This is a genomic window from Saccharopolyspora sp. MMCC62, from assembly GCF_057736575.1.
This window is the reverse complement of record NZ_JBYKCM010000020.1, coordinates 1-18,383: the sequence shown is the minus strand read 5'-3', so window position 1 is coordinate 18,383 and position 18,383 is coordinate 1. Positions and strand designations below refer to the sequence as shown.

General features: G+C 72.5%; 20 protein-coding genes. 10 read left to right on the top strand and 10 right to left on the bottom strand.

Annotated features, from left to right (window positions below):
* A partial coding sequence (locus AC29IT_RS28700) for an FAD-dependent monooxygenase (protein ID WP_488220781.1) occupies positions 1-1,461 on the bottom strand: 1,461 nt, incomplete at its 3' end.
* Between the two features lie 50 nt (positions 1,462-1,511).
* On the opposite strand from AC29IT_RS28700, the gene AC29IT_RS28695 reads away from it, so the two are divergent.
* Together AC29IT_RS28695 and AC29IT_RS28690 are read left to right on the top strand one after the other, a co-directional pair.
* Positions 1,512-2,231 carry a TetR/AcrR family transcriptional regulator gene (locus tag AC29IT_RS28695; RefSeq protein ID WP_358433238.1) on the top strand — a complete coding sequence of 240 codons (720 nt, stop codon included), beginning with the start codon at positions 1,512-1,514 and terminating at the stop codon, positions 2,229-2,231.
* Between the two features lie 276 nt (positions 2,232-2,507).
* The gene (locus tag AC29IT_RS28690) at positions 2,508-3,038 is read left to right on the top strand and encodes a hypothetical protein (protein WP_358433236.1); all 531 of its coding nucleotides are present in this window, start codon (positions 2,508-2,510) and stop codon (positions 3,036-3,038) included.
* A 68-nt stretch (positions 3,039-3,106) separates the two neighbouring features.
* Here the strand turns inward: AC29IT_RS28690 and AC29IT_RS28685 are convergent, their stop codons facing one another.
* A complete protein-coding gene (locus AC29IT_RS28685; protein ID WP_358433233.1) occupies positions 3,107-4,885 on the bottom strand; it encodes an FAD-dependent oxidoreductase in 1,779 nt (592 codons plus the stop codon).
* Positions 4,886-5,239: 354 nt separating this feature from the next.
* Between AC29IT_RS28685 and AC29IT_RS28680 the strand changes: the two genes are divergently transcribed.
* Both AC29IT_RS28680 and AC29IT_RS28675 read left to right on the top strand, forming a co-directional pair.
* Positions 5,240-6,109, top strand: coding sequence for a p-hydroxycinnamoyl CoA hydratase/lyase (locus AC29IT_RS28680; RefSeq protein ID WP_358433231.1), 870 nt, complete (start codon positions 5,240-5,242; stop codon positions 6,107-6,109).
* A 66-nt stretch (positions 6,110-6,175) separates the two neighbouring features.
* Positions 6,176-7,663, top strand: a complete 1,488-nt coding sequence (locus AC29IT_RS28675) for an acyl-CoA synthetase (protein WP_488220780.1) — start codon at positions 6,176-6,178, stop codon at positions 7,661-7,663.
* 46 nt (positions 7,664-7,709) lie between these two features.
* On the opposite strand, the gene AC29IT_RS28670 is transcribed toward AC29IT_RS28675, so the two are convergent.
* On the bottom strand, positions 7,710-9,170 hold the full coding sequence (locus AC29IT_RS28670) for an aldehyde dehydrogenase family protein (protein WP_488220779.1): 1,461 nt from the start codon (positions 9,168-9,170) through the stop codon (positions 7,710-7,712).
* Between the two features lie 97 nt (positions 9,171-9,267).
* Positions 9,268-9,774, bottom strand: a complete 507-nt coding sequence (locus tag AC29IT_RS28665; protein ID WP_488220784.1) for a MarR family winged helix-turn-helix transcriptional regulator — start codon at positions 9,772-9,774, stop codon at positions 9,268-9,270.
* Between the two features lie 251 nt (positions 9,775-10,025).
* Between AC29IT_RS28665 and AC29IT_RS28660 the strand changes: the two genes are divergently transcribed.
* Both AC29IT_RS28660 and AC29IT_RS28655 read left to right on the top strand, forming a co-directional pair.
* A complete protein-coding gene (locus tag AC29IT_RS28660; RefSeq protein ID WP_488220778.1) occupies positions 10,026-10,430 on the top strand; it encodes a cold-shock protein in 405 nt (134 codons plus the stop codon).
* 298 nt (positions 10,431-10,728) lie between these two features.
* On the top strand, positions 10,729-11,511 hold the full coding sequence (locus AC29IT_RS28655) for an alpha/beta fold hydrolase (protein ID WP_488220777.1): 783 nt from the start codon (positions 10,729-10,731) through the stop codon (positions 11,509-11,511).
* Here the strand turns inward: AC29IT_RS28655 and AC29IT_RS28650 are convergent.
* From AC29IT_RS28650 to AC29IT_RS28635, 4 genes are all read right to left on the bottom strand, one after another.
* Positions 11,508-11,909, bottom strand: a complete 402-nt coding sequence (locus AC29IT_RS28650) for a hypothetical protein (RefSeq protein ID WP_488220776.1) — start codon at positions 11,907-11,909, stop codon at positions 11,508-11,510. The genes AC29IT_RS28655 and AC29IT_RS28650 overlap by 4 nt on opposite strands.
* Positions 11,910-12,025: 116 nt before the next feature.
* Entirely contained in the window at positions 12,026-12,451 is a 426-nt protein-coding gene (locus AC29IT_RS28645; RefSeq protein WP_488220775.1) for a DUF6194 family protein, read from the bottom strand.
* A 345-nt stretch (positions 12,452-12,796) separates the two neighbouring features.
* The gene (locus AC29IT_RS28640) at positions 12,797-13,150 is read right to left on the bottom strand and encodes a TraR/DksA family transcriptional regulator (protein WP_488220774.1); all 354 of its coding nucleotides are present in this window, start codon (positions 13,148-13,150) and stop codon (positions 12,797-12,799) included.
* Positions 13,151-13,334: 184 nt separating this feature from the next.
* On the bottom strand, positions 13,335-14,003 hold the full coding sequence (locus tag AC29IT_RS28635; protein WP_488220773.1) for a GntR family transcriptional regulator: 669 nt from the start codon (positions 14,001-14,003) through the stop codon (positions 13,335-13,337).
* Positions 14,004-14,122: 119 nt separating this feature from the next.
* Here AC29IT_RS28635 and AC29IT_RS28630 point away from each other — a divergent pair, with 119 nt between their 5' ends.
* The 4 genes from AC29IT_RS28630 to AC29IT_RS28615 all read left to right on the top strand — a co-directional run bounded on the left by AC29IT_RS28630 (position 14,123) and on the right by AC29IT_RS28615 (position 17,880).
* On the top strand, positions 14,123-15,310 hold the full coding sequence (locus AC29IT_RS28630) for a CaiB/BaiF CoA transferase family protein (protein ID WP_488220783.1): 1,188 nt from the start codon (positions 14,123-14,125) through the stop codon (positions 15,308-15,310).
* Positions 15,307-16,143 carry an HpcH/HpaI aldolase/citrate lyase family protein gene (locus tag AC29IT_RS28625; protein ID WP_488220772.1) on the top strand — a complete coding sequence of 279 codons (837 nt, stop codon included), beginning with the start codon at positions 15,307-15,309 and terminating at the stop codon, positions 16,141-16,143. The genes AC29IT_RS28630 and AC29IT_RS28625 overlap by 4 nt, the downstream gene beginning before the upstream one ends.
* 109 nt (positions 16,144-16,252) lie before the next feature.
* Positions 16,253-17,596 carry a TRAP transporter large permease subunit gene (locus tag AC29IT_RS28620; protein WP_488220771.1) on the top strand — a complete coding sequence of 448 codons (1,344 nt, stop codon included), beginning with the start codon at positions 16,253-16,255 and terminating at the stop codon, positions 17,594-17,596.
* Positions 17,593-17,880 (top strand): hypothetical protein, encoded by a 288-nt coding sequence (locus AC29IT_RS28615; RefSeq protein ID WP_488220770.1) that lies wholly within the window; start codon positions 17,593-17,595, stop codon positions 17,878-17,880. The genes AC29IT_RS28620 and AC29IT_RS28615 overlap by 4 nt, the downstream gene beginning before the upstream one ends.
* Positions 17,881-17,927: 47 nt before the next feature.
* Here the strand turns inward: AC29IT_RS28615 and AC29IT_RS28610 are convergent, their stop codons facing one another.
* Both AC29IT_RS28610 and AC29IT_RS28605 read right to left on the bottom strand, forming a co-directional pair.
* Positions 17,928-18,107: a DUF397 domain-containing protein gene (locus AC29IT_RS28610; protein WP_488220782.1), complete on the bottom strand. Its 180-nt coding sequence runs from the start codon at positions 18,105-18,107 to the stop codon at positions 17,928-17,930.
* Positions 18,108-18,165: 58 nt separating this feature from the next.
* A partial coding sequence (locus AC29IT_RS28605; protein WP_488220769.1) for a DUF397 domain-containing protein occupies positions 18,166-18,383 on the bottom strand: 218 nt, incomplete at its 5' end.

The window sequence follows — 18,383 nt, the reverse complement described above, 5'->3', positions numbered from 1 at the left end:
CGGTCGGCCGGGCACAGCCGGTCGGCCGGGCACAGCCGGTCGGCCGGGCACAGCCGGTCGGCCGGGCACAGCCGGTCGGCCGGGCGCGTCCGGGACCGCGCGCACCCGCCCGGCCCACGGCTCGGCGAACCCGGCGAACTCGCCGTCCGCGGTGCGGTCGAGCAGCAGGAACCCGCCGTCGTGCCCGTGGTCCACCAGCCGCGTCCCGTCCGCCAGCGGCAGGTCCGGGGCGAACCGGCCGAGCAGCGGGTGCTCGCCCGGCAGCTCGACGCGCTGCGCGACGCCGGAGCTGCGCTCCACGGCCCAGGTCGCGCCGTCGCGGGTGCGCAGCAGCGCGGTGACGACCTCGCGGAGCGCGGCGGACTTCGGGTCGCCGCGCAGCATCCCGGTCTGCGCCCGCGTCCAGTCCAGCACCCGGGCGCCGAGCGGGCGGCGTTCCGCGTCGTAGCCGTCCAGCAGCCCGTCCGGCGCCCACCCGGCGACGACGGCGCCGAGCTTCCAGCCGAGGTTCATCGCGTCCCCGACGCCGAGGTTGAGCCCCTGCCCGCCGAACGGCGGGTGCACGTGCGCGGCGTCGCCCGCCAGCAGGACCCGGCCGGAGCGGTAGGTCGCGGCCTGCCGGGCGTTGTCGCTCCAGCGGGTCGCCGGGCCGTGCAGCGCGGTGAGCGTGACGTCGGTGCCGGAGATCCGCCGCAGGCTGGCCTGCACGTCGGCGAGTTCGACGGGTGCGGTGCGGTCGGCGGGGCCGCCGTCGAACTCGGCGGTGGTGATCCGCCCGGGCTGCGGGCCGCACCGGTACACGCCGCGGTCGGTCCAGGTCCACCCCTCGGCGAGCAGCTCGGGCTCGGCGATGTCGGCGACGGCCAGGTAGCCGGTGAATTCCGGGTCGGTGCCGGGGAAATCGATGCCGGCGAGGCGGCGGACCGTGCTCCGACCACCATCGCACCCGACGGCCCACCGGCTCCGGACCGGCCCGGCGGTGGTGCCGAGGAGCACTTCGCCTCCGGTGTCCGCGAGTTCGGTGACCTCGACGCCGCGGCGCACCGGCACGCCGATCCGTGCCAGGTGGTCGGCCAGCAGCCGTTCCAGTTCGCGCTGCGGCACCAGCCAGGTGTCCGCGGCGGCGCGGTGCGCGGCGAGCCCGGGACTCGTCCAGTCCACCAGGTCGGGTTCGAGGACGACGCCGGCGAAGTGCCCGGTGAACCGCGCGCCGCTCAGCACCGGGGCGCCGGTCCGCGCGCGCACCTCCCGCTGCACCTGCCGGGCGGCGGGGAGCAGGCCGCGGCGGTCGAGGGCTTCGGCGGTGGGCACGTTGATGGCGGCGGCCTTCATCGCCTCGTCCGGTTCGGTGCGCCGCTCCAGCACCAGCACCGCGGCTCCGGCGAGCGCCAGTTCCGCGGCGAGCACCAGTCCCACCGGTCCGGCTCCGACCACCACGACGTCCGCATCAGGTTCAGTCACGAACATCGTTCTACGTACGAACGGTGTTCGCGTCAAGCTAGGGTGACCGGGTGAACCCGAGAGACCGGCGCGCGGCGCGCCACCAGCCGTCCGAGCCGGGCGGCACCGATCCCGCACCCCGGCGCCGCGCGCTCCCGATCACCGTGGAGCAGGTCGTCGACACCGCGCTCGGCCTGGTCGCCGCGGACGGCTACGAAGCGCTGACCATGCGGCGGGTGGCGGCCGCGCTCGACACCGGACCCGCCTCGCTCTACGCCCACGTGGTCAACAAGGCCGACCTGGACGAGCTGCTCATCGGACGGCTGTGCGCCGAGATCGCACTCCCCGAACCCGCCCCGGACGCGTGGCGGGACCAGTTGCGCGATGTCTGCGCCCAGCTGCGCGACCAGTACCTGAAGTACCCGGGGCTCTCCCGCGCCGCGCTCGCCGCGGCCCCCACCGACCGCCAGGTGGCGCGGGTCGGCGAAGGCCTGCTGGCCCTCGCGCTCGCCGGTGGCGCGTCCCCGCAGGACGCGGCCTGGGCCGTCGACGCGCTGGTGCTGTACGTGGCGGCCTACTGCTTGGAGAGGTCGATCGCGCAGCGCAAGGCCGTGCACGAGGACGCCGCGTGGGTGCTGGACCGGGAGGAGCTGCGGCGCAGGCTCACCGCGCTGCCCGCCGCGGACTTCCCGCACACCACGCGGCACGCCGCGGAGCTCACCGGCGGGGCCGGGCACGACCGGTTCGACTTCACGATCACCCTGCTCATCAACGGACTCGGGCACCGCTGACGCTCTCAGCTCGTGCTGCGGCGGAGGCGGGACCTCCGCGCTCCGGGGCCGATTTCCCGATTCCACCACGGGAGATGACACCATCCGGGCGAGAAGACCGCCGCGAGCCCGCGGCATCCGCGGCGCTCGGCTCGGCGACCGCGAGCCGCGAGGAACGGCCGCACCCGGTCCAACGGCGCCGCGCTCCCCCGTCCGGTCGTCGAACCCCGGCGCGATCGGACCAGCGGGCGGGACCCGTTCCGCCGCCGTGGAACGCGCTCGGGCATGATCCGGATCATGCCGATCTTCCTCGCGTCCGGCGCCGTCGCCGGTGCGCCGCCCGCGGTCGCGCAGGCCGCGCCGACCGATCCGATGCGCGTCGTGTTCGTGCTCGTGCTGGTGCTGCTGGGAATCGCCCTGGTGCTCGTGCTGCTGAGCAAGTGGCTGCGGTGGCGGCAGGGCTTCAGCGCCCCGCGCCAGCGCGAGCTGCTGTGGGCGATTCCGGTGGCCGCGGACATCCAGCAGGCGGTGCGGGAGCTGGTGCGCGCCGACGACCGGGTGCAGGCGGTGAAGGTGCTGCGCGAAGCGATCCCCGCGGTGTCGCTGCTGCAGGGCAAGCTGCTGGTGGACCGGCTCGCCGAGCACGAGCACCCCACGAGCTACGCCGAGGTGGTACGGGACCTGCGCGAGCGCGAACCGCAGCTGGCGGAGCGGTTGCGGCCGCTGATCGAGCACAAGGCGGAGCTCGAAGTGGTGCGGCTGCTGCGCGAGCAGCTGGGGCTGGACCTGCGCATCGCGGGCGAGCTCGCCAAGTCCATGCAGGAGTGATTCCCCGCGGTGGCGCGGGAATCCGGCGCGAACCGGGTTCCCGCGCCCCGCTCAGCCGGGACGAGCGCTCACCGGGCGAGGATGGCGCGCAGCGCGTCGCGCAGCGCCGCCTCCGGATCGGCGGGCAACCGGTGCGCGCGCCAGCCGATGTGCTTGTCCGGCCGCACCAGCAGCACCCCGTCCTCGTCGACCTCCCGCAGCCGCGCCCAGTCGAAGTACAGGTCGGTGACCTCGCGGCCCGGCCCGATCACCACCGCCTCGACCGGCACGCCCAGTTCGTGCCCGACCTTGTCCGCGGCGTCCTTCCACGCCTGCCCGGTGATGCCGGTGAGCAGCGTGAAGCGGGTGGCGGGCGCGAGGTCGTGGGTGGAGTACCGGCGGGAGCGATCCCCGACCCACGCGTGCGGCAGCCGCGAGCCGGGAACGGTCGAGGGCTGGTAGTACAGCTCGGGATCGCGGTCCGGCTCGGGCCGGGTGGAACCGTCCGAGACCACGGCGCCGGATTCGTAGAACTGGCCCATCTCGACGCCGTGCGCGTTGAACTCGTAGTCCTTGACCTCCATCGCGCGCTGCAGCGCCGCGCGCTTGGCGGCGCCGTCCGGGGTGGCGTCCTTGCGCTGCTCCATGTTGGCGAGCAGCTGCTCCTCCGGGCCGGGCTCGGCGATGTCGAGCGCTTCGAAGAACTGCGCGAACTCGCGACCGGACTTGTTGGCGCGCAGCACGATCTGCTCGGCGACGGGGGCGCGCTCGGCCGTGTAGCTGTCCAGCAGCCGCTCCCCCGCTTGCCCGCGCAGCACGGCGGCGAGCTTCCAGGCGAGGTTGTAGGAGTCCTGCACGGAGGTGTTGGAGCCGAGGCCGTTGCTCGGCGGGTGCTTGTGCACCGAGTCCCCGGCGCAGAACACCCGGCCGGACTGCAACCGGGTCGCGTACTGCTCGTTGTTGCCCCACAACGAGGTTCCGGTGATCTCGACGTCCAGTTCGGGCAGCCCGAGCAGCTTGCGCACGATGGCGGTGGCACCCGCCTCGTCGAGCACCGGTGGTTCGCCGCGCACGTCGTAGCCGCTGACGATCATCCACTCGTTCCAGGGCCGGACCATCCGCACCGCGCCGGTGCCGATGCCGCCGACGTTGGTGCCGGGCTGCACCACCCAGTACAGGACCGAGGGGCGGTGCGCGACGTGCTCGGCGAGGTCGGCGGTGAAGGTGATGTTCAGCGACCCGGCGATGTCGAGCTCGCCGCGCATCGGCAGCTCGACGTCGGCGGCGACCCGGGACCGCGCGCCGTCGGCGCCGATCAGGTACTTCGCCCGGATGTCGTACTCCTGGCCGGTGAACCGGTCGCGGACGCGCGCGGTGACGCCGTCGGCGTCCTGCCGCAGCGACAGGTACTCGGTGGCGAACCGGGTCTGGGTCCCGCGTTTGGTGGCGTTCTCGACCAGGATCGGTTCGAGGTAGGTCTGCGGGATGTCGCAGTTCCACGACGGGGAGGCGAGTTCGTAGTCGGCGTGCCGCGCGGGATGGGTGCCCCAGGTGCGGATGCGGCCGAGCTCCTCCCCGGCGATGGCGGTGCAGAAGACGGTGTCGCCCATGAGCTCGTGCGGCGTGGCCTCGGCGATCACCTGCTCCTCGACGCCGACGTCGCGGAAGATCTCCATGGTGCGCTGGTTGGTGATGTGGGCGCGCGGGGTGTTCGCGGTCCACCGGTGCTTGGTGACCATCACGTTGTCCACGCCGAGGGTGGACAGGAACAGCGCCGCGGACGCGCCCGCGGGGCCGGATCCGATGATGAGCACCTCGGTCTGCACCGGGTCCGGCCGGGTGGCCGCCTGCTGGTCGGGAACCGTCATCTGCTTCCTTAGCGCTGGGCGCGGGCACGCGTGTCCGCACCTGGGCGCGATCCCGGCGGGGCCGGGGTCGCCGGGCCGGTGCGGCGGCCCGAGTTCGCGGCTGATTACAGCCGCAGCCCGGCAGTCGATCAAGGCCTCGGCGGCGACCGGCGGCCGGATGTCCTTTGTGGACCCGATTCGGACATCTTCCGGGAAAGCAATTTCTGCACGAAACGACGCGATCGCGGCCGCGGACCCGCGCCACCGACCCGCGAGCGTGATCCTGACCACGGCGCAGGCCGGAGCCGACCTTGACCGCCGCTCCGCCGCGCTGCTACACCTTAATCAGGAACCCTGATTCATGTGAGGTGGCGGATGAGCGCAGCGGTGGACCACGAACAGCGGCCCGGAGCACCCGAACCGTGGGGCGACACCGTCCTGGTGGAGTTCGACGAGGGCATCGCCTGGGTGACGCTCAACCGCCCGGACAAGCGCAACGCGATGAACCCGGCGCTCAACGACGAGATGGTCCGCGTGCTCGACCACCTCGAAGGCGACGACCGCTGCCGGGTGCTGGTGCTGACCGGTGCCGGTGAGTCGTTCTCCGCGGGCATGGACCTCAAGGAGTACTTCCGCGAGGTCGACGCCACCGGCAGCACCGCCGTGCAGACCAAGGTCCGCCGCGCCAGCGCCGAATGGCAGTGGAAGCGGCTCGCGCACTGGATCAAGCCGACCATCGCGATGGTCAACGGCTGGTGCTTCGGCGGCGCCTTCACCCCGCTCGTCGCCTGCGACCTCGCTATCGCCGACGAGCGGGCCAAGTTCGGCCTTTCCGAGGTGAACTGGGGAATTCCACCCGGTGGCGTCGTCAGCAGGGCGCTCGCCGCCACCGTCAGCCAGCGCGACGCGCTCTACCACATCCTCACCGGCGAGCCCTTCGACGGCACCGAGGCCGCGCGGATGCGACTGGTCAACGAAGCGGTGCCCGCCGAACGGCTGCGGGAGCGGACCCGGGAACTCGCGATCAAGCTCGCCGGGATGAACCAGGTGGTGCTGCACGCCGCGAAGGTCGGCTACAAGGTCGCCGCGGACATGCCGTGGGACCAGTCCGAGGACTACCTCTACGCCAAGCTCGACCAGTCCCAGTTCGCCGACCAGGCCGGGGCGCGCGCGCAAGGGCTGAGCCGGTTCCTGGACGAGAAGACCCACCGCCCGGGACTGGGCTCGTTCGACTCCAGCAGGTAGCACTCGCCCGCCGTGGCGCGAGATCCTCCTGACGCGCCCGGCGGGCGCTCGGCGAAAGGTGCACCGTTGCGAAACCAGGGGCTCGGCTCCTGGCCCGATCGGCGGGCCAGGATGACACCGCACCGCATCGCCCTGCGCCACGGCGATCGCGCCACCAGCTACGCCGAACTCGCCGAGCAGGTGCGGCGGCTCGCGCACGGGCTGCGCCGCGCCGGCGTCCGGCAAGGCGACCGGGTGGCCTACCTGGGGCCGAACCATCCGGCGTACCTGGAGGTCCTGTTCGCCTGCGGCCGGATCGGCGCGGTGTTCGTACCGCTGAACTTCCGGCTCACCGCACCGGAACTGGACGTGGTGCTCGCCGACGCGGCGCCGGTGCTGCTGGTGCACACCGCCGAGCACGCCGCCACCGCCGCGGCGCTCGCCACCGATGCCCGCCGCGTTCCGGTCGATCCCGCCGGCCGCGTGCAGCTGGCGGGCGAACCGGACCGGGTGGACCAGCCGGTGCACCCGGACGACCCGTGCCTGATCATGTACACCTCCGGTTCCACCGGGCGCCCGAAGGGCGTGGTGCTCACGCACGGGAACCTCACCTGGAACTGCGTCAACGTGCTGGTGGAGACCGATCTGGCCGCCGACGAGCGCGCGCTGGTCACCGCTCCCCTGTTCCACGCCGCCGCGCTCGGCATGGTGTGCCTGCCGACGCTGCTCAAGGGCGGCACGGTGGTGCTGCACTCCGCGTTCGACCCGGGCGCGGTGCTGGCCGCGGTCGACGGCGGCGGGATCACGCTGATGTTCGGGGTGCCCGCCATGTACGACGCGCTCGCCGCGCACGAGCGGTGGGCGGCGACCGACCTGTCCCGCGTGCGCACGCTGCTGTGCGGCGGAGCTCCGGTGCCGACCCGGACGATCGAGCGGTACCTGGCGCGGGGACTGAGCTTCGTGCAGGGCTACGGCATGACCGAGGCCGCGCCCGGCGCGCTGCTGCTGGACCGCGAGCACACGACCGGCAAGATCGGCTCGGCCGGGGTGCCGTCGTTCTTCACCGACGTGCGCGTCGTCGACGGTGACGGCACCGAGGTCGCGCCGGGCGAGCGCGGCGAGGTCGTGGTGAGCGGGCCGAACGTGATGCCCGGGTACTGGGGACTGCCCGCGGAGACCGCCGAAGTGCTGCGGGACGGCTGGTTCCACTCCGGCGATGTGGCCACTGTGGACGGAGACGGCTACGTGCGGATCGTGGACCGGATCAAGGACATGTTCATCTCCGGCGGGGAGAACGTGCACCCGGCCGAGGTGGAGAACGAGATCCACGGCTTCCCCGGCGTCGCGGCCTGCGCGGTGATCGGGGTGCCGGACGCGCGGTGGGGCGAGGTCGGTCGTGCCGTGGTCGTCCCCGAGGACGGCGCGTCGGTCGACGCGGAGGAGCTGCTGGCGCACCTGCGCGGCAGGCTCGCCGGGTACAAGGTCCCGCGCTCGGTGCGCTTCGCCGCCGCGCTGCCCACCACCGGCTCCGGCAAGATCCGCAAGGCGGAGGTCCGCGAGCTGCACGGCGGCTGACCGGCCCGTCCACCCGCGCTCCGGGACGAACGGACCGGCCGACCGATCAGAACGGGTAACCGGGTGCCTGGCGGCGGAGGGTGAGCCACTGGGTCTCGGTGAACGCCTCGCTGTTGGCGCGCGCACCGCCGACCCGGGACGAGCCGGACGCGCCGACACCGCCGAAGGGAGCCCCGGCGTCGTCGTTGAACGTCTGGTCGTTGATGTGCACCTGCCCGGACGGGATCCGGTCCGCGAGGGCCATCGCCTCGCCCAGGTCGTTGCCGAGCACGCCGAGGCTCAACCCGTACTCGCTGTCCGCGGCGAGCGCCACCGCCTCGTCCACGTCGGCGAACGGGCGCACGCAGGCCACCGGCCCGAACACCTCGGCGGCGTAGGCGGGCGTGTCGTCGGTGCAGTCGGCGAGGACCGTGGGCCGGTGGAACAGCCCCTCGTGCGTGCCGCCCGCGACGAGCCGCGCGCCGGAGTCGGCGCTGCGCCGCACCAGGTCCTGGGCGTGGTCCAGCTGCCCGCGGTCGATGATCGGCCCGAGCTGCACGTCCTCCCGGTAGCCGTCGCCGACCCGCAGCGCGTCGGCCTTCGCGGCGAGCGCTTCGACGTACTCCGGGTAGACGGATTCGTGCACCAGGTGCCTGCCGATCGCCATGCACACCTGTCCGGAGTGGATGAAGTTCCCGAACGCGCCGCAGGAGGCGGCCGCGGGCACGTCGACGTCGCCGAGCACGACGAGCGCGCTGTTGCCGCCGAGCTCCAGGTGGGTGCGGGTGAAGGTGCGCGCGGCCTGCGCCCCGATCGCCCGGCCGGCCGGGGTGGACCCGGTGAACGACACGATCCGCACTTCCGGCGCGTCGATCAGGGCGCTGCCGACGTCCACACCCCCGGGCAGCAGCTGCAGCACTCCGGGTGGCAGCCCCGCTTCCTCGAAGATCCGAGCGATCACGACGCCGCCGCAGACCGCGGTGCGCGGGTCGGGCTTGAGCAGCACCGCGTTGCCGAGCGCCAGCGCGGGCGCGACGGAGCGGATGGACAGGATCAGCGGGAAGTTGAACGGGGAGATGACGGTGACGACGCCGGCGGGCACCCGGCGCTGCACGCTGACCCGCGGCATCGGCGAGTGCAGCAGTTCGCCGTGCGGGGCGGTGGCCAGCGCGGCGGCCTCGGTGCACTCGGCGGTGGCGGCGGCGGTCTCGATGCCGGTCTTGAACCGGGTGGAGCCGGATTCGCGCACGATCCAGTCGCCGATCTCGGCGGCGTGCCGTTCGAACAGGGCGGCGGCGCGGGTCAGCACCGCGGCGCGGTCGAACGGGGAGGCGGCGGCCCAGTCGCGCTGGGCCGCGGCGGCGCGGCTCGCGGCTTCGGCGGCGTCCCGCGGCCCGGCCTGGCCGACTTCGCCGAGGACGTCGCCGGTCGCGGGCTCGACGGCCTGCCGCGGCTCCCCTCCGGTGCCGGTGGTCCAGCCGCCGGTGAAGATCCGGCCGGTCCAGTCCGCGTCGTGCAGCAGTGCCATGATCCCACTCCCGTCCACTTTGACAGTCAGGTTTCCTGATCGTCCACCACGGCAGCGCGCGGAACAAGACGCGGTCGGCGCAACCTCCCGCGCAGCCTCAGGAGCGGCGTACCTCGGACACCGCCGCGAGCGCGCTGATGCCGTGCTCCAGGCCTTCCCGGAACGTCTCGCGCTGCCCCGGGCTGAGGTCGGCCAGCAACTCGTCCTCCAGCTCCTGCACCGCAGGGGCGCACGTCGCCAGCAGATCCGAACCGGACTGGGTGAGCGATGCCAGCAGCACGCGCCTGTTGCTCGCGTCCGGCCCGCGCGTGATCAACCCGCGCTTCTCCAGCGTCAGCACCATTTCGTGCATGGTCTGCGGCCGCAGGAACGAGCGGCGCGCGAGCTGCGCCGAGGACAGCGCGCCCTTGTTCTGCAGCACGCTCAGCGCGGTGTACTGCAGCGTGGTGAGCCCGAGCGGGCGCAGCACGTCGTCGAGCAGTGCGCGGATCACCAGCTCCAGGCGCTTGACCAGGTACAACGTCAACGGCGGACGCGAGGTCTCGGCGTCGGCCGACTCGGCCGGCCCGGAGTGCTCTGCTCGGGTGCTCACGCGCGCCATGATCTCACCTCCGCGGCGCGGGTCCAGCGCCGCCCGCACGATCGAGAACCCTGATATCGAATCAGCATTGCTGATCATCAGTGATCGCGTCTCACACTCGTAAGTCTACTGTGGACTGATACGGTCCCGCTGCTGCCACCAGGACCATCCGCGGCGGCCGATCGGCGGAGCCGGTTCCCGCCGCTCGCGCCCTCGTCATTACTATGCGATCCGCACCAGATCCGCTCAGTTCTCGACTCCCGGGGGTCCACTCGATGGTGAACGGCAAGGTAGTCCGGTTCGACGACGATCGCGGCTACGGCTTCCTCGCGCCCGACGACGGCGGTGAGGACGTCTTCGTGCACGCGAACGACATCCAGGACTCCAAGCAGCTGTTCCGCCCGGGTGCCCGCGTCGAGTTCGCGATCGAAGCGGGCGACCGCGGGCTCAAGGCCTCGCAGGTGCGGCTGCTGGAGGCGGCGACCGACGCCGAACCCCGCGGCCCGCGCCGCGAGCAGGAGGACGACGGGTTGTGCGACGTGCTGTCGGTGCCGGAGTTCCGCACCGAACTCACCGAAGCGCTGCTCGAAGCCGCCCCCACCCTCACCGCCGCGCAGATCGTCCAGGTGCGGCGCAAGCTGACCGACATCGCGCGCAGGCACAACTGGATCGAGGCCTGACCCCACCGCCGCCCGTGTCCCCGAGGAACGGCCCGGCACCTCGGGCCGGACGGGAGCAACGGCGCTGCCCGGCCTCGACGAGCGCCTGCGCGAGTGGTGGCCCGGCCCGCTGACCGAGCCCGGCCCGGAAGACGCCCGCCGCAGCGGCGCGGAGAATCCGGGAAGTCGCGCGGGATCGGGAACTTCCGCACTCCGCCGCCGGGCCGGGGCCCCGCGCGGCTCGCGGTGCGCGGCACCCCGGACGTCGGGCGCGCGGGCCACCGTCGGCTTCGGCCGAGCCGGGGACGATACTGCGGACATGCCCGAACTCGACTTCGCCGACGCCCGCCTGCACTACCGGCTCGGCGGGAACCCCGACGGACCGGCACTGCTCCTGTTGCAGGGGCAGGCGAACTCGCAGCGGTGGTGGGACGGGGTACGCACCGACTTCGAGGACGTCTACCGGACGATCACCTTCGACTACCGGGGAACCGGGTCCAGCACCGCGGCGGATGCGGACTGGACGACCCGCTCGTTCGCCGCGGACGCCGCCGAAGTGGTGCAGGCGGCCGGGTTCTCCCGCACGCACGTGTACGGCACGTCGATGGGCGGCCGGATCGCGCAGTGGCTCGCCATCGACCGGCCCGAGCTGGTGGATCGCCTGGCGCTCGGCTGCACCACGCCCGGCGGGGAGCACGCCGTGGAACGGGACCAGCAGGTGCGGCGCTCGCTGCTGAACCCGGATTCCGCGGAGCGGCGGCGCGCGCTGTTCGAGCTGATGTACACCGACGCGTGGACCGGCTCATCGGAGGAGAGCACCGTGCTCGGCGACCCGACCATGACGGCCGCCGCCACGCGACGGCACCTGCGGGTCAGCGCGCGGCACGACGCCTGGGACCGGCTGCCGGAGATCGCGGCACCGACCCTCGTGCTGCACGGCGACGAGGACCTGCTGGCCCCGGTCGTCAACGCGGAGCTGCTGGCGCAGCGCATCCCGGGCGCCACCCTGCACGTGCTGCCCGGCGCGCGGCACGCCTACTTCGACGAGTTCCGCGCGGCGGCGTCCGGGCTGGTGCGCGACTTCCTCGCCGCGGGTTCCTAGCGCACGCTGCGGAAGTTGTCGGCGGGAACTTCCAAGGACTCCCCCGATTCGAACCGCACCACCACCCGATCCGGCAGCCAGTCGACCGCGCGGATCCGCGGCTCCCGGCCGGCGCCGAGTTCGAGCACCACCGGGTAGTAGTAGTCCGTGGCGTTCGGCCCGAGGCGCAGCTCGTGCACCACCCCGGTGGGCCGCACGACCCGCAGCAGCCGCAGATCGCTGGAGTAGCGCTCGCCGCCGTACTCGTAGGTGATCCCCGAATCCCGGGAGCGCTCCTCGTGCAGCACCCGCTCGTGCAAGGAGATCGACGACGGTCCGATGAGGACCACCGCCAGCACCACCAGCAGCGCCCCGGCGAGGAGCACGACGAGGGCGGTGCGGAAGCTCTTGCGCAGCACGGGATTCCTCCAGCGGGCGGCGGGCCGCGCGGTTCCGGCCCCCTCTGCGGATCAGCCTGCCGCAGCCGACGGTCCGCGGGCCTCGGCCGATCGGCCACCCCGCCCCGGCCGAACGTTCACCGCTCCCGGCGCCGCGCGCTGTTGCGGTGCTTGCGGACCGCGAACTCGTGCGCCTCGCCCAACAGCCCCCGCACCACCGGCCAGGTCCGGTCCGGGTTGAGCACGCACAGCCAGTGCTGCCCCGCGTACACCGGGTGCGGCAGCAGCACGTCCAGCGCGGTGAGGTCGTGCGCGGCGTCGACGTCGACCAGCTCGCGGAAGCGCGCCTTCGGCAACCCGATGTTGAGCCGGTGCACGCCCGGCCGGTCCAGCTCCGAAGCCGAGTCGTAGACGTCCGAGGTCACCAGCGTCGCCCACGGGAAGGTCGGATGCTCGTCGTAGTCGCCGTCCGGGTCGTGCACGGCGAACAGATCCCCGTTCGCCGCCAGCACCTTCGCCCCCGGGAAACCGGCCAGCACGGCACGGATCTCGTCGAATTCCATGCCGCCAACACAGCACATTATCGCCGCGGAATGTGCGGATCAAGTGATGCGCATCACTGAAATCTCCCGTGCTCGCAACGATTCCAGCGACGAACCGCGCACGACTCGACACGACGCGGCCGCCGAGGTTCCACCGCCCGCCTCACCCGCGAGCCCCGCCGCGATGCCGCCGTCCGCCGGGCCCAGGTGAGTGGCCCACCGGCCCAACCGCACTGGGCGAGTGGCCCACTCACCTGACGATCCCCTCCAGGTGAGTGGCCCACCCGCTCAACGCGGTCGGCCGAACGGGCCACTCACCTGCCGTGGAATACGCACCGTCGCCGCACGACCGAACCCGATCCGCTGCTACTTCCTCGCCCGGGAGGCGCAGCCGATGCAGGTTGCGGCGGCGGGCAGGGCCGCGAGGCGTTCGTCGCCGATGGGGGCACCGCAGCGCTCGCAGCAGCCGTAGGTGCCGTCCTCGACGCGCACGGCCGCCCGGTCCAGCTCCACCAGCTCGCGCCGGGCGTCGTCGAGCAACCCCTGCACCTGGGCGCGCTCGAACGCGATCGTCTGCCCCTCCGGGTCGTGCTCGTCATCGGCGCCGGTCCACGACGACACCTCCCGGATCTCCCCCAGCTGCCGCCGCAACGCGCCGATCCGGGCCTCCACCTCGGCCCGGGCCTCGGACAGGGCCTCGAACGCACTGCGCTCAGCCATGTTCCGCGAACACCGCCGGGACGGCGGGTATTCCAGGAGAACCCACCTGCGCACGACCGCAGCCGCCCCCGACGATCCGCTCGGATCAGGTCCTCCGGACCGGAGTCCGGCCGCACGGATCGACCTCGTCGGCCAGGAGTTCTCCGGGCACGCCGCGCACCCGCCGCGTTCCGGTCGCTTCGGATCAGCCCTGGCGGTCGGCCCGGTAGCCGCCGCTGAACCGGACGTGTTCGATCATGATCCGCTCGGCGGTCGCGCCGTCCTGAGCCGCCAGCGCGTCGATGATCATCCGGTGCGCGTCGAGATGGCCGCGCGCGCGTTCCGGTTCCAGCCACAGCGAGGCGTTCGCCGGCACCGGGTAGCTGTTCCGGATGGCGCGGGCCTGCCTGCCGAGGAACGCCGGACCGCCGATGTCGGTGATCAACAGGTGGAACCGGCGGCTCTGCTCGCCCAGCAGCTCGTGCCTGCCCTGCTCGGCGTCCTCGACCATCGAGCGGTGGATCCGGCGGAGCTCGTCGAGCTGCTCGGCGGTGATCCGCTCGGCGGCGAGCTTGGCGCCGAGGCCTTCCACGACGGCCCGCACGTCGTAGAACTCCCGGAGCGCGTCGTCGCCGAGGTCGATGACGGTCGCGCCGTGGTGGCTCTCGTAGCTGATCAGGCGGTCCTTCTCCAGGCGGCGCAACGCCTCGCGCACCGGGGTGATCGACACACCGAGGCGCTCGGCGATGGAGTTCGCCTTCAGCGGCGTGCCGCCCGGGATGCTGGCGTTGCGCAGCTCCCCCAGCAGCACGTCGTAGACGTAGTCCGCCTTGCTCATCGGCGGCCGGTTCACGGCCGGTTCTCCTGACTGCATCGCCATCCTTCGCTTCCCGGCAAACCCGGCGCCCAGTCTCCCGCACCGGCCCGTGCAGCCCGGGGCCGACCACGACGAAGGTCTTGACTTACAAGTTGCATCTTATAAGTTACATCGCCATGACGAGCCTTGCCGGATTACGCGTCATCGACGCCGCCACCCTGTTCGCCGGACCGTCCGCCGCGATGCTGCTGGCGGACTTCGGCGCCGACGTCATCAAGATCGAACATCCGACCCGCGGTGACCCGGCGCGCGGCCACGGCGCCTCGGCAGACGGCATCGGCCTCTGGTGGAAGACCCTCTCCCGGAACAAGCGCACCGCCGCGGTGAACCTCTCCACCACCGGTGGCCAGCAGATCCTCCGCGAACTCGCCGCCGAATCGGACGTGCTCGTCGAGAACTTCCGGCCGGGAACGCTGGAGCGCTGGGGCCTCTCCCCCGCCGAACTGCACGAGATCAACCCGCGGCTGGTCGTGGCCCGCATGACCGGGTTCGGCCAGCACGGGCCGATGTCGCACCGCCCGGGCTTCGGCACCCTCGCCGAAGCGATGAGCGGGTTCGCCTCCTCCACCGGTGAGCCCGACGGGCCCCCGGTGCTGCCGCCGCTGGCGATGGCCGACGGCATCGCCGGGCTCGCCATGTCCTACGCGATCATGGTGGCGCTGCGGGCCAGGGACGAGACCGGACGCGGCCAGGTCATCGACATGGCCATCATCGAACCGATCGTGAGCATCCTCGGCCCGCAGATGACCGCGTACAAGATGCTGGGCACGATCCCCGAGCGCACCGGCAACCGCTCCAGCAGCAACGCGCCGCGCAACACCTACCGCACCAAGGACGACCGCTGGGTCGCGATCTCGACCAGCGCGCAGTCCATCGCCGAGCGCGTCATGCGCCTCGTCGGGCGCCCGGACCTCGTCGAACAACCCTGGTTCGCGCACGGACGCGGCCGGGTGGAGCACGTCGACGAGATCGACGCGGCCGTCGCCACCTGGATCGCGGCACGCGACGCCGACGAGGTCGTCGACCGGTTCGAGCAGGCCGAAGCCGCGATCGCCCTCGTCTACGACGTGTCCGACATGGCGCAGGACCCGCAGTACGCGGCGCTGCGGAGCTTCGTCGAACTCGACGACGAGGAGCTGGGCGCCACCACCGTGCAGAACGTGCTGTTCCGGCTCTCCGACACCCCGGGCGAGGTGCGCTGGCTGGGGCCGCCGCTGGGCAGGCACACCGACGACGTGCTGGCGGAGCTGTCGTACTCCGCGGAGCGCATCGCCGAACTGCGGGAGAGCGGGGTCGTGGCATGACGCCGCCGGTGTGCTCCCTCTACGTGCCAGGTGATCGTCCGGAGCGGTTCGGCAAGGCCGCGGCCAGCGGCGCCGACGTCGTGATCCTCGACTTGGAGGACGCGGTCGGCGCGGAGCACAAGGACGTCGCGCGCGAGCACGTGCGCGCGCACCTGGCCGAGCGCAGACCGGGCCCCGAGCTGCACGTGCGGATCAACGATCCCGCGACGGAACGCGGCCGCGCGGACCTCGCCGCGCTCGCCGAGCTACCGGGCCTGGACGCGGTGCGGGTGCCGAAGATCCACGGCGTCCGGGATCTCGCCGTCGTCGACGAGGCCTTCGGCGACCGGCCGACACCCGTACAGGCCCTGCTGGAATCCGCGCGCGGCCTCGCCGACGCGGCGGCGATCTGCGCGCACCCGCGGGTCGCCGGCGTCGGGCTCGGCGAGCAGGACCTCGCGGCGGAGCTGTCCATCACGGACGAACGCGCCTTCGACCACCTCCGGTTGCGGCTGGTGCTGGCCGCAGCAGCGGCCGGCCTGCCCCCGGTCGCGATGTCGGTGCACGCCGACGTCCACGACGAGGCGGGCCTGCGGGCGTCCTGCGCGCACGGCAGATCCCTCGGCATGTTCGGCCGTTCCGCCATCCACCCCCGCCAGGTCCCCACCATCCGGGCCGCGTTCCGACCGACGCCCGAGGAGGTCGCCCGCGCCGGTGAAGTCGTCGCGGCGGCCGAGCAGCACGGCGGTGAGGGCGCGCTGGCACTGCCCGACGGGCGGTTCGTCGACGCGCCCATCATCGCCAAGGCCCGCAGCACCCTCGCGCTCGCGGACCGGCTCGCCGAACGCGGCTGAGCCGGAGCCGGCCACCGAAGTCCGGCGCCGCCGTCGCAGGTCCCGACGACGCGCCCGTCCGATCAGCTCACCTTCCCGGTGAACCCGCAACGATTCGAAGGAGCTCGTCGTGGGATTAGCAGTGTGGGCACTCATCACCTACATCGCGATCATCGTCGTCTGGAACACCGCTCTGAAGCGCAACATCGGCGAGGCGATGCTCGTCGGATTCGTCGCCGTGTGCCTGTTCGGCGGCGGTGACGCGCTGGAACTCGCTCGTGCGGGACTGGACGAAGCCCTCTCCGAGGAGGTCGTGTTCGCCGCGCTGGCGTTCGTGTTCATGGGCTACCTGATGACCGAGCTGGGTCTCATCGACCGGCAGGTCACGTTGCTCAACTCCGTGTTCGGCAGGCTCCGGGGAGGTTCCGCGTACGTGTCGACCTCGGCGGCGGCCCTGCTCGGCGGCCCCGCCGGGTCCGGTTCCGGTATCGCCGCCTCCGTCGGGTCGGTGACGATCCCGTGGATGATCCGCTCCCGCTGGCGGCCCGACCTGGCGGCGGCGCTGGTCGCGGGCAACGCCGGGCTGGGGATCTCCATCCCGCCGAGCTCGTCGATGTTCCTGCTGCTGGGTTCGGCGGCGGTGGCACCGGTGCTCAGCGCGGACCAGCTCATCGTCGCGGCCTTCGCCGGTGGGCTGTGGACGGTGCTGTACCGGTTCGTCGTGGTGTTCATCTGGGTCCGCCGGTTCGAGATCGCGAAGATCTCCGGGGAGGACATCACGCCGTTGCGGATCGCGTTGAAGGAGGGGTTCAGCTCGCTGCTGGTGTACGCGGGCATCGCGATCCCGGTCGTGCTGACGCTCGACTTCGGCGTGCGGTTCCTGGAATCCCGCGTCGGCGACGCGGCGGGCGACATCAGCGTGATCGTGTGGATCCCGGTGCTCACCATCCTCGCGACGCTGCTCGTGGCGTGGCGGCGGTTGCCCCGCACGGGACGCGAGTGGAGCGCGCACCTCGGGAACATGGCTTCGCGCTACGCCGTCATCGGCGCCACCCTGCTGTTCGCCTTCGCGGCGGCGGCCAGCCTGGGCGAGCTGGGACTGGTCGAGCAGCTCACCGCGATCATGGAAGGGTTCGAGGCTCCACTGTGGATCGTCGCCTCGGTCGTCGGACTGCTGCTGGTGGTGATCGCGGCACCGCTGACCGGCACCGCCACCATCGCCGCGGTCGGCGGCGTCGCCTTCAGCGCCCTGACCGCCGCCGGAGCACCCCCGGGCGCCGCGGCCACCGCCATCCTCATCTTCGCCTCGACCGAGGGGGCGTCGCCGCCCGGTGCCGCGCCGATCTACATCGCCACCGGAATCGCAGGCGTCGACCCGTCCCGCACGTTCCTGCGGCTCATCCTCTGGTTCGTGCTGCCCGTCCTGGCCATCGGCGTGCTCGTCGCGACCGGCCTGCTCCCCGTTCCCGCATGAGCGAAAGGGAAACCATGTCGACCGAATCCCACCAGCCCCGCACCGCCCACGTCCTAGCGCAGCGGATCAGCATGCCGGTGTTCAAGGTCTGCCTCGTCGTGTTCCTGGTCCTCGGCGTCGCGCTGGTGCTCGCCCAGGCCGTCGGCATCGTCGTCGGGAACGCCGCGCTGGTGTCCGGCGCGGTCGACGTGCTGGGCGAACCGACGACGATCGCGGCCGGAGTCACCGGACTGCTCGGGTTCGCGATGTCCTACGCGTTCCCGTGGAAATCCGGCGAGGACTGAGGTGGTGCGCCCGGAACCCGCGGTCGGTTCCGGGCGCTCGCCCCGGGTCACCGCCGGTCGAAGCGACCTCGCTTCACCGCTGCCGTGAACGCGGGCACGTCCACGCGTAAGACCGGGCCTGCCGGATCCTTCGAATCCCGCATCGAGCGGAGGTCCGCCGACACCTCAACGCAAGCGGAGCCGTTCTGACTCCGGCTGGACTTCAACCACCGTCGCTGCTCACTCATCACATTCGCTCCAGACTCAGGATCCGTCGGGCTCGGACGCTCGACCACCTGCCTCGGGTCACCGCCGGTCGAAGCGACCTAGCTTCACCGCTGCCGTGAACGCGGGCACGTCGACCTGTAAAACCGGCCCGGCCGGGTCCTTCGAATCCCGCACCCAACGAAGATCCGCCGACACCTCAACGCAGTCCGAACCGTTCTGACTCCGGCTGGACTTCAACCACCGTCGCTGCTCACTCATCACATTCGCTCCAGACTCAGGATCCGTCGGGCTCGGAC